At 42.3% G+C, this 15698-nt stretch carries 14 protein-coding genes; 8 read left to right on the top strand and 6 right to left on the bottom strand.

Features of this window, described 5'->3' with window-relative positions; translation table 11 throughout:
- The first annotated feature begins 56 nt into the window (after positions 1 to 56).
- The 3 genes from lon (at position 57) to AN393_RS17650 (ending at position 4974) form a co-directional block, all read left to right on the top strand.
- A complete protein-coding gene (gene lon / locus AN393_RS17660) occupies positions 57 to 2417 on the top strand; it encodes an endopeptidase La (RefSeq protein WP_055015792.1) in 2361 nt (786 codons plus the stop codon).
- A gap of 183 nt (positions 2418 to 2600) precedes the next feature.
- Entirely contained in the window at positions 2601 to 2900 is a 300-nt protein-coding gene (locus AN393_RS17655) for an HU family DNA-binding protein (RefSeq protein ID WP_286247754.1), read from the top strand.
- A 172-nt stretch (positions 2901 to 3072) separates the two neighbouring features.
- A complete protein-coding gene (locus AN393_RS17650; protein WP_055015791.1) occupies positions 3073 to 4974 on the top strand; it encodes a SurA N-terminal domain-containing protein in 1902 nt (633 codons plus the stop codon).
- Between the two features lie 65 nt (positions 4975 to 5039).
- Here the strand turns inward: AN393_RS17650 and AN393_RS17645 are convergent, their stop codons facing one another.
- From AN393_RS17645 to pspF, 6 genes are read right to left on the bottom strand one after another with little or no spacing between them, the layout of a single operon-like run.
- Positions 5040 to 5801, bottom strand: coding sequence for an ATP-binding cassette domain-containing protein (locus AN393_RS17645; RefSeq protein ID WP_055018770.1), 762 nt, complete (start codon positions 5799 to 5801; stop codon positions 5040 to 5042).
- Complete coding sequence (locus AN393_RS17640; protein WP_055015789.1) at positions 5801 to 6793, bottom strand: oligopeptide/dipeptide ABC transporter ATP-binding protein; 993 nt, start codon at positions 6791 to 6793, stop codon at positions 5801 to 5803. The genes AN393_RS17645 and AN393_RS17640 overlap by 1 nt, the downstream gene beginning before the upstream one ends.
- Positions 6794 to 7687 (bottom strand): ABC transporter permease subunit, encoded by an 894-nt coding sequence (locus AN393_RS17635; RefSeq protein WP_055015788.1) that lies wholly within the window; start codon positions 7685 to 7687, stop codon positions 6794 to 6796. It lies immediately after the preceding gene.
- Positions 7674 to 8708 carry an ABC transporter permease subunit gene (locus AN393_RS17630; RefSeq protein ID WP_055015787.1) on the bottom strand — a complete coding sequence of 345 codons (1035 nt, stop codon included), beginning with the start codon at positions 8706 to 8708 and terminating at the stop codon, positions 7674 to 7676. Before AN393_RS17630 ends, AN393_RS17635 begins: the two co-directional genes overlap by 14 nt.
- Complete coding sequence (locus AN393_RS17625; protein WP_055018769.1) at positions 8708 to 10315, bottom strand: ABC transporter substrate-binding protein; 1608 nt, start codon at positions 10313 to 10315, stop codon at positions 8708 to 8710. Before AN393_RS17625 ends, AN393_RS17630 begins: the two co-directional genes overlap by 1 nt.
- A 15-nt stretch (positions 10316 to 10330) precedes the next feature.
- The gene (gene pspF / locus AN393_RS17620; RefSeq protein ID WP_055018768.1) at positions 10331 to 11395 is read right to left on the bottom strand and encodes a phage shock protein operon transcriptional activator; all 1065 of its coding nucleotides are present in this window, start codon (positions 11393 to 11395) and stop codon (positions 10331 to 10333) included.
- Positions 11396 to 11581: 186 nt separating this feature from the next.
- Here pspF and pspA point away from each other — a divergent pair, with 186 nt between their 5' ends.
- From pspA to AN393_RS17595, 5 genes are all read left to right on the top strand, one after another.
- On the top strand, positions 11582 to 12241 hold the full coding sequence (gene pspA, locus AN393_RS17615; RefSeq protein ID WP_004586906.1) for a phage shock protein PspA: 660 nt from the start codon (positions 11582 to 11584) through the stop codon (positions 12239 to 12241).
- A 66-nt stretch (positions 12242 to 12307) separates the two neighbouring features.
- On the top strand, positions 12308 to 12541 hold the full coding sequence (gene pspB, locus AN393_RS17610) for an envelope stress response membrane protein PspB (RefSeq protein WP_004586907.1): 234 nt from the start codon (positions 12308 to 12310) through the stop codon (positions 12539 to 12541).
- Positions 12538 to 12939, top strand: coding sequence for an envelope stress response membrane protein PspC (pspC, locus tag AN393_RS17605; protein WP_055015784.1), 402 nt, complete (start codon positions 12538 to 12540; stop codon positions 12937 to 12939). The genes pspB and pspC overlap by 4 nt, the downstream gene beginning before the upstream one ends.
- Before the next feature lie 57 nt (positions 12940 to 12996).
- Positions 12997 to 14421 (top strand): YcjX family protein, encoded by a 1425-nt coding sequence (locus tag AN393_RS17600; RefSeq protein ID WP_055015783.1) that lies wholly within the window; start codon positions 12997 to 12999, stop codon positions 14419 to 14421.
- A complete protein-coding gene (locus AN393_RS17595) occupies positions 14418 to 15446 on the top strand; it encodes a YcjF family protein (RefSeq protein WP_055018767.1) in 1029 nt (342 codons plus the stop codon). The genes AN393_RS17600 and AN393_RS17595 overlap by 4 nt, the downstream gene beginning before the upstream one ends.
- Positions 15447 to 15698 lie beyond the last annotated feature (252 nt).

Genomic DNA, 15698 nt, shown 5'->3' with positions numbered 1-15698 from the left:
TATCCCCATATACTTGAGTAATCTTTTAAATAAATGAAGTGCGAAGAGAAACTATAATGACGCTTGAGAGAACCGATCGAGTCGAAATCCCAGTGTTAGCACTGCGCGATGTTGTGGTATATCCGCACATGGTGATCCCGCTTTTTGTTGGCCGTGAAAAATCAATAAAATGCCTCGAAGCGGCAATGGATAAAGACAAACAAATTTTCTTGGTTGCACAAAAAGATGCAACTGTAGACGAACCTGAACAAGACGATATTTACCGTATCGGTACTATTGCGACTGTACTTCAGTTATTAAAATTACCAGACGGTACAGTTAAAGTTTTAGTCGAAGGTACGCAGCGCGCACAAATTGAAGAATTTGTAGATAACGATGAGTTTTTTGTAGCGAATGCTCAGTTCATCGAATCTGACTCAGTGGATGAGCAAGAACAAGATATTTTCATTCGAAGCGCTGTTAGCCAATTTGAAGGCTATGTAAAACTTAATAAAAAAATTCCGCCTGAGGTATTAACCTCTGTGTCAGGCATTGATGAGCCAGCTCGCCTTGCCGATACAATGGCAGCACATATGCCCTTAAAAGTGCCTGAAAAACAAAAAGTGTTAGAGATTTCAAGCGTTACAGAGCGTTTAGAATACCTAATGGCACTAATGGAAGGTGAAATAGACTTATTGCAAGTTGAGAAAAAAATTCGTACCCGCGTTAAAAAGCAGATGGAAAAGTCTCAGCGCGAGTACTACCTCAACGAGCAAATGAAAGCCATTCAAAAAGAACTTGGTGAGCTTGATGATGTACCTGACGAATTTGAAGCGCTTAAAAAGCGAATTGAAGAATCAGGGATGCCAGAAGAAGCAAAAGAAAAAGCATCAGCTGAGCTTAATAAGCTTAAGATGATGTCGCCAATGTCTGCAGAGGCCACGGTAGTGCGCTCATACATTGATACGTTAATTAACGTACCTTGGAAAAAACGCTCTAAAGTGAAAAAAGACTTAGCAGGCGCGCAAAAAATTCTTGATAGCGACCACCACGGCTTAGATAAAGTTAAAGAACGCATAATTGAATACCTCGCGGTGCAACAACGCACCAATAAGCTCAAAGGACCTATTTTATGTTTAGTAGGGCCACCGGGTGTAGGTAAAACGTCGCTAGGACAGTCTATTGCCCGCTCAACGGGTCGTAAATATGTGCGCATGGCATTAGGTGGTGTACGTGACGAAGCTGAAATTCGTGGCCATCGTCGTACTTACATTGGCTCTATGCCAGGCAAGCTGATTCAAAACATGACAAAAGTGGGCGTTAAAAACCCATTATTCTTGTTAGATGAAATCGACAAAATGTCATCAGATATGCGCGGCGATCCAGCATCAGCACTATTAGAAGTACTCGATCCGGAGCAAAACAGTCATTTTGCTGACCACTACTTAGAAGTAGACTACGATTTATCGGATGTAATGTTTGTAGCAACATCAAACAGCTTTAATATTCCTGGTCCACTATTAGACCGTATGGAAGTTATTCGCTTATCGGGTTACACCGAAGATGAAAAGCTAAACATTGCAAAAGAGCACTTAATTACTAAGCAAGTTAAACGCAATGGCTTAAAACCGTCTGAACTAGTAATAGAAGACAGTGCAATTATTGGTATTATTCGTTATTACACGCGTGAAGCAGGTGTACGTAATTTAGAGCGCGAAGTCTCTAAACTATGCCGTAAAGCTGTTAAAAATATCTTATTAGATAAAGAGACTAAAACGGTCACTATCAGTCAAGATAACCTAGAAGAGTTTTTAGGTGTACAGCGCTACGACTACGGTAAAGCAGAAGACGGCGACCGCATTGGCCAAGTAACAGGCTTAGCGTGGACCGAAGTAGGCGGCGACTTACTGACCATTGAATGTGCGGCTGTGCCAGGTAAAGGCAAATTAAGTTACACCGGCTCACTGGGCGATGTAATGCAAGAGTCGATACAAGCGGCCATGACGGTAGTTCGAAATCGTGCTGATACGTTCCGTATTAATAGCGATTTTTACGAAAAACGCGACATTCATGTGCATGTACCAGAGGGGGCGACCCCTAAAGATGGCCCAAGTGCCGGTGCAGCAATGGTAACGGGTTTAGTATCGAGCTTAACAGGTAACCCCGTTAAAGCCGATGTAGCCATGACAGGTGAAATAACACTGCGCGGTGAAGTACTGCCTATTGGTGGTTTAAAAGAGAAACTACTTGCTGCACACCGTGGTGGAATTAAAACAGTCATCATTCCTAAAATTAACGAACGTGACTTAAAAGAGATCCCAGATAACGTACTGGCAGGCTTAGATGTTCACCCAGTTACATGGATTGATGAAGTATTAAAGTTAGCTTTAGTGCACCCTGTTGAGAGTTTTTCAGTCGAAACACCGAAAAACCAATAAAAAACCCAAAAAAAGTGCTTTAAAGGGCTTTTCAAATCTAATCGGTATGATAAGTTAAGCACTGGTTTTCGAGCCTAGCCCTTACGGGGCCTAGGCTTAAGAAAAATATAATCATGTGAGCATTAAAAGTTTGCTCTAAAATTTTCAAAAAAGTGATGTTAGTTTAAAAAACAATCGCTCTTGATAATAACAATGAAAGAGGATGATATTGTGAATAAATCTCAATTAATCGATCAAATCGCAGCTGACGCTGACATTTCTAAAGCGGCTGCAGGTCGTGCACTAGATTCATTCATCGAGTCTGTATCTGGAGCGCTTAAAGATGGCGATTCAGTTGCACTTGTAGGTTTTGGTACTTTCTCAGTACGCGAGCGTGCTGCTCGTTCAGGCCGTAACCCACAAACTGGTGAAACTATCCAAATCGCTGCGGCAAATATTCCTTCTTTCAAAGCCGGTAAAGCGCTGAAAGACGCAGTAAACTAATCACTGTTTAAATACAGATTAGTTATGGCGAGTGTACATAAACTTAATTATCCTAATCGATGAATTAAGTAACTTCACCGCCAGTTACTTCAAGTGAAAAAGCGTATCTGGTAAGATACGCTTTTTTTACATATGACAAGGTAAAATACCTTGATCAATAAGAGATAAACAAATGCTTGAGAAAATCAGAGAGGGCTCACAGGGTCCTGTAGCCAAAATAATTTTAGGCGCGGTGATTTTATCTTTTGCCTTAGCAGGGATCGGTAGTTACTTAGGTCAAACCCCAGAACAACCCGTTGCTGAAGTAAATGGAATTAAAATTAGCCAAACCGAATTTAATCGTGCTTATCAAAACGAACGTAGTCGTTTAGAGCAACAATTTGGCGAATACTTTGCACAAATCAGTGCAGATCCAAATTACATGGCGCAAATTCGTCAAGGTGTAATTGACCGCTTAGTACAACAAGAATTGCAATCACAATTAGCGGCAGATTTAGGCCTTCGCGTAAGCGACGACAGCGTACGTAAAACAATTTTAGAACTTCCGTACTTTCAAATTGGTGAAAAATTTAATAACGACCGTTACCTACAAGTAATTCGTCAAATGAACTTTCAACCAGATGCTTTTCGTGAGTACCTACGTAAAGACATGACACGCAGCCAATTAGTGTCTGCGGTTGCTGGTACTGAGTTTGCACTTGAAAACGAGCTTAAACGCGCTGCAGCCCTACAGCAGCAAACGCGTAGCATAGACTACTTGGTGTTAAGTAAAGAAGCGTTACAAGCAAACGTAGACGTATCTGAGCAAGAAATTGCTGATTACTACGAACTAAATGCTTCACAATTTTTGTCACCTGAGCGTGTATCGGTTGATTACATTGAGCTTAAAGCCGAAGATATTAACGTAGAGTCGGTAACCGAAGACGATGTAAAAGCGTATTATGAGCAAAATAAAGCGCAATACATTGAGCCTGAAAAACGCCGTGTATCGCACATTTTAATTGATAACAGCGAAGATGATGATGCCGCGCTTGAAAAAGCCAATGCATTACATGAGCAGTTAGAACAAGGGGCTGATTTTGCAGAGCTTGCAGAGACATCATCTGATGATGTTGTGAGTGGCGAAATGGGCGGTGACCTAGAGTGGATTGAGCGCGATGTAATGGACCCAGCGTTTGAAGAGGCAGCATTTGCACTTCAAAACAAAGGCGATATTTCAGAAGTTGTAGCATCAGAGTTTGGTTACCACATTATTAAACTTACTGACTTACAGCCAGAGCAAGTGAAAGCGTATGACGAGGTAAAAGCCGATTTACGTGCAGAGCTTGAGCAAACTGAAAAAGTGGATGCGTTTTACGAAAAGCAAACAGAAATGGGCGCTTTAGCATTTGAGATTTCTGACCGTTTAGACGATGCAGCAGAAGTGGCAGACGTTGAAGTTAAAACCACACCACTTGTTGCACGCAATGCATTGCCAGAGCCACTTAATACACCTGCGGTAATTTCACAGCTATTCTCAGTAGAATTACTTGAAGATAAAGTAAACTCAGAAGTTATTGAGCTAGGTGATGAACACGTTATTGTAGTCCGTGTAAATAAATACGAGCCATCTGCGACTAAACCGCTTGCACAAGTAAGCGAGCAGATTAAAACACGTTTAGTTAACGAAAAAGCATCTACACTTGCTAAAGAAAAAGCACGTGAATTATTTGCACAAGTTCAGGCTGGTAAAACACTAAGCGATGTTGCCAGTGAGCAAAACCTAACTGTACGCGAAGAAGCAAGTTTAACGCGTCAAAGCTACACGGTTTCGCCTGCTATTGTAACGCAAGCGTTTAAAATGCCACGTCCTACTGATGCACCAAGCACAGACGTGGTTGATTTAAACAACGGTGATGCGGCCATTGTTGCACTTAAGTCGGTAAGCGATGCGCAAGCAACCGCAAATATCGACCCGCAACTACAGCAAAACATTACTATTGCGCAAGCTAACAAAAACTACTCAGCGTTTATTGAGTCTTTAAAGGCTAAAGCTGAGCTTAACCTACCTGTAGTTGAGCAAGCAGCAGAATAATTGCACTAAATATTAAAAAAGGCGCGTGACTTTCACAGTAACGCGCCTTTTTTTATGAACCGTTTCTAGCAGCAGATTAAGCGTTGTGTAACTTTAGATTGTGGGTCTTTAAAAATGGCTTCTGTAGCGCCGTACTCAACGACTTGACCTTTTTCAAGCACAACCAGTTGGTCGCTAATGTGCCGTACCAAGCTTAAGTGGTGGGTAATTAGCACGTATGTTAAGCCTGTTTCTTTTTGCAGCTTAAGCAATAAGTTAACAGTTTGCGCACGAACAGAGGGGTCTAAAGCCGACAGCGCTTCATCAAGCACAACCACTTTAGGGTCTAAAATGAGTGCTCGCGCCAACGCTACACGTTGTAATTGGCCTACACTGAACATATGTGGATAGTAATGTTGATGATCAATTAACAGCCCCACCTTAGACAGCGTGGCATCTATTTTTTCTTGGCGAGCGGGTTCATCAAAGTCAGTGTTATATTGTAAACAATCATCGAGCATTTCACCTATGGTCAGTCCTGGATTGAGCGATGCTGCGGAGTCTTGAAAAATCATACGAATATGTCGGCATTGGTTATCGCGCACGCCACCATCTTCAATAATATTACTTTCTAATAAAATTTGCCCACTGTCGGCATTATCGGCCCCTGCAAGTAATTTAGCGAGCGTGCTTTTACCCGCACCGGTTTCACCAATGACTGCTACTGTTTCGCCTTTGCCAACACAAAATGAAATATTTTTTAGGACTTCAAATTTTTTGCGACTAAATAAACCAGCTCGCACGTTAAAATTTTTACAAAGCGCTTGCACTTTCAATACTGGTTGCATTATTTCACCTCTTTGATAAGTGGAAAATGACACGCATAGCTATGTCCATGCTGCTTAGTAAGTGCAGGGGTAATTACACATTCTTTTTGTGCTTGTGGGCAGCGTGGGCCTAATCGGCACCCTATAGGTAAATGTTGCAAAGTAGGGATAGTACCTTTAAGTGCGTAAAAGGGCTCTTTATGTGCTAAACCTTGCTCATAATTGGGCAGGCTTTTTAATAACGCTTGCGTGTAAGGGTGGCGAGGCTGGCGAAAAATACGCTGTGTTGGGCCGGCTTCAACCATTTGCCCACAATATAAAACATGAATACCGTGTGACCAGTCGGCTATTTCTTCAAGCTCATGAGAAATCATCAAAATAGACATGTTTTTTAATTGATTTAAGCTTTTTAGCAACCTAAATACCTGAGCACGGGTGGTGCTTTCAAGCGCTGTAGTAGGCTCATCAGCAATTAGTAGCTTAGGAGTGCGTGCTATGGCCATAGCAATCATTACCTTTTGGCACACACCTTCAGAGAGCTCATGAGGGTAACTGTCAAGCACCGCGTCGTGGTTTTTAATCCCTACTTTATGGATCAGTGCTTTCACGCGGTCTTTGCGCTCTCTGTTGCGCTTTAAAAAAAAGCCTTTGGTGGATATTTCAGGCAGTGTTTCGGCGATTTGGTCAAATATTTTAGCGGTCGGGTCAAGGCAGCGGCTAGGATCTTGGTAGATCATGGCAATATCTTGGCTCACTGTTTTTCTGCGTTGCTCTGGGGTTAAGCGCATTAAATCAACCCCACGCCAATGCATTCTATCAGCTGTTATGTCCCAGCGTTCGTTAAGTACTCCAACAATGGCTTTAGCAATTAAGCTTTTACCTGAACCTGATTCACCCACTAAGCCATGTACTTCACCTTCTTTTAGGCTAAAGCTGACTCTGTCTACGGCTCTAATTACGGTTTCAGAGGTACGCAGCTCTATGGTTAAATTTCTAACGTCGAGTAATTGCATTTAATCAGCCTTACGTGCTTTGAGCACTTTTCGTAGGCCATCACCTACTAAATTGGTAGACAAAACCGCTAAAAATAATAATACACCCGGTAGTGCAACGGTCCAAGGCGCTAAATATATTAGGCCTAAATTCTCGGCCAATATGGCGCCCCATTCGGTTGTGGGCGGCTGTGCACCTAGTTTTAAAAAGCCTAAAGCGGCAATATCTAAAATAGCAGTAGAAAGCGCGGTGGTAAAAATAACCACAATATGCTCATAAATATTAGGAAAAATACCCCGCGACAATATATGCCAATTAGAGGCGCCATCAAGCCTAAAAGCGGTAATATAGTCTTTACTTAGCTCATCAACAATTAAATTACGAATAGAGTGAATAAACTGCGGTAACAACGCCAGTATAATTGCCCATACCGTGTTCATTAACCCTGGGCCAAGAACAGCAATAATAATAATCGCTAATAGCAAAGAGGGAATAGAGAGTGTGATATCAAGTAAATGATTTAAAAAACTTGAACGAAGGCCGCGGCTTATACCTGCAAACGTCCCCACTAAAACGCCAATAATGGTGGTAATAAATGCAGCCACTACCGACAAGCCAAACGTGTAGGTTGCCCCATTCATTAGGCGCGAGAGCACATCGCGGCCTAAATCATCGGTGCCTAAAATAAAGCGCACATCACCCATTTCTCGCCATGACGGCGGTATAAGTAATGCATCACTATGTTGCTGGTTAACCCCATAAGGTGCTAAAAAGGGCGCACTGGCTGCTAATAATGCAAACGCAATAAAGATCCATAATCCCACTAACGCAGGATGATTATTTTTAAATTTGCGCCAAAAACGCGCCAGCGGCGATTTATTCGACTCTTCAGAAAATAATTTAAACTTTACCATGTGCCTGATTCCGCGAAATTGGGTCGAACAGAGTATATGTAAGCTCGGCAACAATAGTGGCAATAATAACAAACATAGAGACCGCCATTAAACCGCCTTGAATAGCAGGGTAGTCACGTTGGTAAATGCTATCGATTAGCCAACGGCCTATACCTGGCCAAGAAAAAATGACTTCAGTTATCATTGCAAGCGTAATAAGCGTACTAAATTGCAGTCCTATTTGTTTTATTACCGGCAGTAATGCATTGCGTAGCGCATGATGCATGATTAACTGACGACGATTAAGGCCTTTTGCCCTGGCTGTTTTAATAAAGCTTTGATCCATTACTTTAAGCATAGAGTCGCGGGTAAAGCGCACTAAAACAGTGGTAGGAAACATGGCCAGTACTATGGTTGGTAGTGTTAAGTGATGCAGCGCATCTATAAAAGCCTCACCTTTGTAAGGGAAACCCGCGAGCATAATATCGATTAATATAAACCCGGTATTAGATGGTATTTCAAATAGTAACCCCATTCTACCCGACATAGGAAACCAGCCCAGCTTGAGCGAAAAAATCATAATAAGTAACAGCGCTAACCAAAAAACGGGAATAGAGTAGCCAATCATGGTGGTAGAGCTAATTAACTTATCCGGCCAGCGGCGTGTGTATGCTGAGGCCAAAATGCCTGCTGGTACACCTACCACAACCGATACAATAAGAGCATAAACACACAGCTCTAATGTTGCGGGTATTAAATCTAAAATATGCTGAAAAACGTTATCTCCTGAGGCAAACGACACGCCCCAATCTCCTTGGAATATACGTCCTAAAAACGCTAAATACTGCATAACGTAGTTACTGTCATACATGTATTTATCTTCAAGTTCACTGTGTTGAGAAAAATTACCACTAGGAATGCCACTTAAATTGCTAAGCGGATCACCAGGGAATAAATAGCTCAGCGAAAAGGTAAATATGCTGAGCATTAAAATCATGAATAAAAACAAGCCAAGGCGGCGTAATATATAATCAAGTATCATTATTTTTTCCTCGCGTTTGCGAGTGAAATAGCCCCAAATGGGCCAAGAGTTATCCCTTCTACATCGGCACTATTTGCTTGAAAACGCATGCCATGAGCAATAGGCACTAAAGGGAGCTGATCCATAATGAGCGCTTGAACCTGTTCGTAATACTGTTTACGTAAACTTAAATCAGTGGTGTCGAGCGCTTGGGTAAGCAATAAGTCAAATTGCGGGTTACACCAGTTAGCAGGGTTTTTACCGCTAAACGTGGCGGTGCAGCTCAGCAATGGACTAAAAAAGTTATCTGGGTCGGGGGTATCGGCAGCCCAACCAAGTAATACGCTATCGTGGCGGTGCTCACCTATACGCTGAATAAAAGTATTCCACTCGTACTCTACAATACTTACGTTAACCCCAATTTTGCGTAAATCGCTTTGCATCAGCTCTGCCATTTTGCGGGCATTAGGGTTATAAATTCGACTCACCGGCATGGCCCAAATGGTCATATCAAAGCCATTCGGTAACCCCGCTTCTATAAGTAGTTTTTTAGCCAGCTCTGGGTCAAACATAGGAATGTTTTCTTGTGGCTCAAACCCCCACGAGGTTGGCGGTAAAATCGATTGCGCGCGTATGCCATTTCCGTAATAAACAGCTTGCATTATTTTGTCTATATCAATTGCATGTGCAAGGGCTTTGCGTACTCTAATGTCATCAAAAGGGGTGCGCTCTGTATTAAAGGCCCAATAACCAATATTAAGGTTGGTTTCTTTTTCAACGTTTATATCATCTCGCTGCGCTAAGATACTCAATTGCGCGCTACTTGGGTGCGCGGTTACATCGCACTCTTTGGTCAGCATTTTTGCAATGCGCGTAGTGCCGTTAGTCGTAATATCGTAAACCAGCTGTTCAAGGGCAACATCGTGCTTCCAATAAAGTGGGTTACGATAAAAGCGCACTAAGTGATCGCGCCGGTATTCTTTGTAAATATAAGGGCCTGTACCAATAGGGTACTGATCAAACAAATTAGTTTGATCGCGGGCTTTTAATTGCATGGCGTATTCTTGCGACAGTACCACGGCAAAGTCAGTGGCCATATTAGTTAAAAAGCTGCTTTCTGGATGAAATAGCTCAAAGCGTACTTGATAGTCAGACACGCGTACAATTTTACGAATTAGTTGGTCTAGCCCCACACTTTGAAAATACGGGTAATTTGCATCGCCAACAAAATGGTACGGGTTGTACACGTCAAACAATCGGCTAAAAGTAAAAATAACATCGTCTGCATTAAAGTCGCGAGTAGGGGTAAAATAAGACGTTGTATGAAATTTAACGCCTTTACGCAGCGTAAAAGTGACCGACTTACCATCGTTGCTAATTTTCCAGTCGGTAGCCAACTCGCTTTTAAAATCTGCGGTAACAGGGTCAATACTAATTAGACGGTCAAACAATTGATTAGCAATAATATCAATCGTTGAGCCGGTGGTTGTTACTTGCGGGTTAAACGATACAGGGTTCGCTTCGGCGCAATAAACGAGGCCTTGGTTTTTTTCTTCAATTATTTCTTCTTTACTATCAAAGCAACCGGTTAGTGTGCTGGCTAGTAAAACAAGTAGTATTTTATGCACTCGCATAACCTCTAACTATTTATCTTCTAATAAATTGTATTTTTTAAGATAACCACGTAATTGATGATACGTTAAACCGAGGATTTCTGCAGTTTTCTTTTGATTAAATTGGCTATGCTCAAGCGCTTTATTAATCATATTTATTTCAAATTCGTTAGAGCGCTCTTTTAAGCTACAAGGGAACTCAATCGGGGCACTACGCGTGTTACTTGCTTCACTACTAGGCGCAGTAACGACTATAGGCTCAGGCGATGCACTTGGTGCTGCAATTGGGGCTTTAATACGCGCTTTGGGCCTAAACCGGCTTTCAAATGGGTCTAAAATAATTTGGTGAACGGGAATATGTTCATTACCATGACGATACAAACTTCGCTCAACTACATTTTTAAGCTCCCGAATGTTACCTGGCCAGTCGTAATTTAGCAGGGTTTCGGTGGCGCTGCAGGTAAAGCCACTAAACAACTCCCATTCTAAATCGCGGGCCATATTCATCGCAAATTGCTCGGCAAGTAGCATAATATCGTCTTGACGTTCTCGCAGTGGGGGCAGGGTAATAACATCAAAAGCTAAGCGGTCAAGTAAGTCACTTCTAAATTCGCCCTGCTCAGCAAGGTGGGGTAAATCTTCGTTGGTGGCACACACTAAACGCGTATCTACCTTTACGGTGTGTTTACCGCCCACACGTTCAAATTCGCCGTATTCAATAACACGAAGAAGCTTTTCTTGTACCATAGCGGAAGTATTAGCCAACTCATCTAAAAATAAAGTACCGCTGTTAGCGCGCTCAAATCGGCCTTCGTGACGTTTACTTGCTCCGGTAAATGCACCACTTTCATGACCAAATAATTCGCTTTCGAGGAGGTTTTCGTTAAGGGCTGCACAGTTAAGCTTTACGTAGTTTTGATCCCAGCGCTTTGATAAAAAATGCAGACGGGCGGCTATAAGCTCTTTACCGGTTCCTCGTTCGCCAATTATAAGCACCGGCTTATCTAAATTAGCTAACTGCGATACCTGATCAAGTACAGCTAAAAAGCTATCAGATTGGCCGAGTAAATTATCCTGTTGGCGATATTGGCTCATTTTTCCTAACTCTTGGTCATTTTTGCTAACAGTTAGTGTATTTCATAATCAGGGATAACTAAAGGAATTTGTATATTTAGTTTAACTTAATGAAAATAAAGTGTATTTTAGATTTTAAAAAGTTGGCAAGCATATTGATACTAGTTACAGCAGACCAACTAAGTTTATATTACAGAGGTAAATGTTATGGGAATTTTTTCGCGTTTTGCAGACATTGTTAATTCTAATATCAATGCCATTTTAGATAAAGCAGAAGACCCAGAAAAAATGGTTCGTCTTATTATCCAAGAGATGGAAGACACATTGGTAGAGGTTCGCTCTACGTCAGCTAAAACACTGGCTGAGAAAAAAGAATTAGTACGTCGTGTAGACACACTAAAAGCACAAGTAAGCGACTGGCAAGACAAAGCAGAACTTGCACTGAGTAAAGACCGCGACGATTTAGCGCGTTCAGCATTACTTGAAAAGCAAAAATCGGCAGAAGCGGTGGCGGCAGTAGAGTCTGAGCTTGAGCATGTAGAGTCTCACATTGAGAAACTTCAACAAGAAGTGACCACACTACAAGAAAAGCTAGCCGATGCTAAAGCACGTCAAAAAGCAATTATTTTACGCCAACGTTCGGCTGAGTCGCGCCTTGAAGTGAAAAAAGCGCTTGATAGCTCTAAGGTAGAAGATGCACTTAATCGCTTTGAGCGTTACGAAACTAAAATTGATGGGCTAGAATCTCAAATAGAGTCTTACGATTTAGGTAAAAAGTCGCTTGCTGATGAAATTGCCGACCTACAAAAAAATGAAAAGATAGATGATGAGCTTGCCGAACTTAAAAAGAAGCTAGCTGATAAATAACTTATAAAGGGGTACTTTAAGTGCCCCACTGCTTAAACATCGAATACGGATTGTCAGGAGAGGATTATGTTTGATCCAGAGATACTAATTGCACCTTTTATCTTGTTCATGATTTTTGTTGCGCCACTGTGGTTAATTTTACATTACCGGAGCAAAAAGCAAGTGAGCCAAGGGTTAAGTGAGCATGAACATCGCCAGTTATTGGAACTTGCCCACAAGGCCGAAAAAATGGCTGACAGAGTAGAAACTCTTGAAGCATTACTCGATCAAGAGTCACCACAATGGAGACGCAAAGTATGAGTGCCAAACGCGAATTATTAAGAGACCCACAGCGCGGTAAAATTGCCGGTGTATGTGCGGGATTAAGTGACTACTTTAATATGGAGTTATGGTTAGTTCGCATTATTTTTGTTAGTGCGGTACTGCTAACGGGTGGCCCATTATTTGTGGTAGCGTATATTGCAGCGTGGTTTATTTTAGATAAAAAAGACCCCACAACTATACATGCAAGTAGCTCAACTAAAACTGACGATCCGCTAGAGGTTAAATTTAAAGTTTGGCAAAAAGGCGAGCCACCGCGCCGCGCTTTGCAAGACTTAAAAGAGCGTTTAGCGCGAATAGACACGCGCCTTCAAGATATGGAGCGCCATGTTACTTCAAGCGAGTTTACGGTTAGCCGTGAAATCAACAAACTTTAAAGGATTTAATAGCACTTTATTCGGTGATTAACAGCATCAATGAAGTGCTAGCCCATTATGAGTAGCACTTCATTTGCCAAAAAAACCTTTAAAAGCATTAAAGGTTCAGCCCAAAAAGCCCTTCATCGTAGTTTAGATCAACACGTAAAATTGGCCGTAACCGGCCTAAGTGGTAGTGGTAAAACCGCGTTTATTACTGCACTTGTTAAGCACTTAACCACACAAAGTGATGATAAAAACCTACCGTTTTTTGATGTAATGCGAGAGCACCGCCACATAGCCACTAAAGTGGTACCGCAAGAGGCGTTAAAAGTGCCTACATTTGACTATCCGCGGGCGCTTAATGCCTTACTCCCAAGTGATGGGGAGCCTACATGGCCTGCATCAACCGAGCGTATTAACACCCTGCGTTTGGCCATTAAATACCAAAGTGCCTCAGGGTTACGTGGGCATTTTTCGCCGCAATCTACGCTGTATTTAGATATTATTGACTACCCAGGTGAATGGCTGCTTGATTTACCCATGCTTGAGCAAAGTTATAGTCAGTGGTGCGAGCAACAATACCCGCTGTTATTGCAGTACCCGCGTGTAAACGCCTCTACTGAATTTATAAACGCGCTTGAACAGCTTGATTTAGATGCCCCTGTAGATGAAAGCTTACTTGCGCACATTGCAGCGCTTTATCAAAGTATGCTGGTAGGGCTTAAAAAAGATACTAAGCTTGCCATGTTACAACCTGGGCGAATGCTTATGCCAGGCGACTTACAAGGTGCGCCGCTTTTGTTGTTTTTTCCAGTAAATGCACAGCATATAAAAAGTGATGGGGTAGTGCCTGGCTCTAACTTAGCGCATTTAATTAAGCGCTTTAACGCCTATGTAAAAGAAGTGGTTAAGCCATTTTATAATGAGCACTTTAAACACTTTGACCGCCAAATTGTGTTGGTAGACGTACTCAGCGCTTTAAACGAAGGCCACGAAACACTCCAAGAGCAAAGTAGTGTTATAAACCAATTACTTGCTCACTTTAATTACGGCGAGTCGGGTTTTTTTAAGCGCTTATTTAAACCCAACATAGATAAAATACTCTTTGCAGCTAACAAGTCAGATCATATCAGTGCTAAACATCATAAAGACTTAGCACTGCTGCTGGATTCACTCGTGCATGAGCAAAGTAATCACTTAAAATTTGACGGCGTACAAATAGAAACCATGGCCATGTCGTCAATTGCTGCAACGCAGCCGCGCCAAGTGGCCGATAAAGGCCAAACGTTAGATTGCATTTATGGCAAACCACTTAACGAGCAAGACTGGCTTACTTATTTACCTCCACAGCCACCAAAGCGCATGCTTCATAAAAATGAGTGGCCAGCGCAGGGCTTTGAGTTTTTATCGTTCGCACCTATGCCAAACCCCGATAAGCAACTTAAACATATTCGCCTTGATCATGTGATGCAGTACCTGTTAGGAGACAAATTATCATGAACGACACACAGCAAACATTTCAGGCGGGTAGGCGAATTGATACCCAAGCTGATGAGCAGGTTGAGGCAACGCTTGCCCCTGCAAAAATAATTACTCAAGGTCAAAGTGATTACATTGAAGAGCCTGAAGAAGAACTTCTTGATGAAGAAATAGACCTAGAGCCGGTATATAAAAAATCTAAGTGGCAAACGCTTAAAGGGGTGTTTGCTATAAGCTTTTTAGTGTTAGTACTGCTTGAGTTTGCATATTCGTTAGTATTTGCATTTCAGCAGTCGATTATTTTAGGCAGCGTATATTTAACGGCGGTGGTAAGCGGTGTGCTATTAATTGGGCGCATGCTTTGGCGCGAATATAAAATGCTGCGCAGTTTAAAGCGCAATCAGTTACACCGCCATGAAGCCGACAGACTCTTAAATAGTGAGCAAGTAGGCGGCGCATTACCTTGGCTTGAAAAACTAAATAAGCACCAGCAGCTCGACAACTTCGAAGCGTTTAAAAATCAAGTGGCTAGCCACCACAGCGATAAAGAAATAATGACCCTTTACGCCAATAGCTTACTTATAACGCAAGACACGCAAGCTAAGAAGCTGATAAACCGCTTTGCGACAGAGTCAGCCTTGCTTGTTGCCCTAAGCCCCCTTGCGCTGGTGGACATGATGGCGGTGCTTTGGCGCGGTACTAAGTTGATTGAGCAAATTGGTAAGATTTATGGCATTGGTTTTGGTTACGCAAGCCGTATTAAGCTCTACCGTATGCTTATAAAACAAGTGATGTTTGTAGGCAGTGCTGAGCTTGTATCTGATTTAGCAGCCACAGCGTTAAGTGCTGAGCTTTTAGGCAAGCTTTCTGGGCGCGCTGCACAAGGTGTAAGCGCCGGTATTTTTACAGCGCGTATTGGTTACAAAGCAATGGAGCTTAGCCGCCCACTGCCAAGGCTTGAAAATAAACGCAGCTTGTTAAAAGGCACAGTGCAAAGTATCGCCAATAAAATTATGAACCGAAAAAAGGGCGAGCCAACGCGATAGGGTCTGTTGAACTTTTAAGGTTAAACTTGCAGCAGTCTGTTTGGTATTTAGGTAAGGCAGAGCCTATGTAGTGTGGTTATTCCCCATAATTGGGCGATAACGTAGCATGTATGCCAAACAGGCGCTGCCCAAAGGGTTCTTCCTAGGGGCTATTTACTCTTTGTTGCTCGGTTTTTACTTATTCTTACATGGATGTAAGTCATTAGAATAACGCAGGAGCAGTTATCGAGCCCACTAGGTTACAAACCTCGC

The organism is Pseudoalteromonas sp. P1-25 (assembly GCF_001401805.1).
Taxonomy (GTDB): domain Bacteria; phylum Pseudomonadota; class Gammaproteobacteria; order Enterobacterales; family Alteromonadaceae; genus Pseudoalteromonas.
Note: the sequence above shows the minus strand (reverse complement) of the source record. Positions and strands in the feature narration are given on the sequence as shown.

Bases quoted from the DNA above. Each gene is read 5' to 3' on its own strand.
- lon (WP_055015792.1), top strand. From the start codon at position 57: ATGACGCTTGAGAGAACCGATCGAGTCGAAATCCCAGTGTTAGCACTG.
- AN393_RS17650 (WP_055015791.1), top strand. From the start codon at position 3,073: ATGCTTGAGAAAATCAGAGAGGGCTCACAGGGTCCTGTAGCCAAAATA.
- AN393_RS17645 (WP_055018770.1), bottom strand. From the start codon at position 5,801: ATGCAACCAGTATTGAAAGTGCAAGCGCTTTGTAAAAATTTTAACGTG.
- AN393_RS17640 (WP_055015789.1), bottom strand. From the start codon at position 6,793: ATGCAATTACTCGACGTTAGAAATTTAACCATAGAGCTGCGTACCTCT.
- AN393_RS17635 (WP_055015788.1), bottom strand. From the start codon at position 7,687: ATGGTAAAGTTTAAATTATTTTCTGAAGAGTCGAATAAATCGCCGCTG.
- AN393_RS17630 (WP_055015787.1), bottom strand. From the start codon at position 8,708: ATGATACTTGATTATATATTACGCCGCCTTGGCTTGTTTTTATTCATG.
- pspF (WP_055018768.1), bottom strand. From the start codon at position 11,395: ATGAGCCAATATCGCCAACAGGATAATTTACTCGGCCAATCTGATAGC.
- pspA (WP_004586906.1), top strand. From the start codon at position 11,582: ATGGGAATTTTTTCGCGTTTTGCAGACATTGTTAATTCTAATATCAAT.
- pspB (WP_004586907.1), top strand. From the start codon at position 12,308: ATGTTTGATCCAGAGATACTAATTGCACCTTTTATCTTGTTCATGATT.
- pspC (WP_055015784.1), top strand. From the start codon at position 12,538: ATGAGTGCCAAACGCGAATTATTAAGAGACCCACAGCGCGGTAAAATT.
- AN393_RS17600 (WP_055015783.1), top strand. From the start codon at position 12,997: ATGAGTAGCACTTCATTTGCCAAAAAAACCTTTAAAAGCATTAAAGGT.
- AN393_RS17595 (WP_055018767.1), top strand. From the start codon at position 14,418: ATGAACGACACACAGCAAACATTTCAGGCGGGTAGGCGAATTGATACC.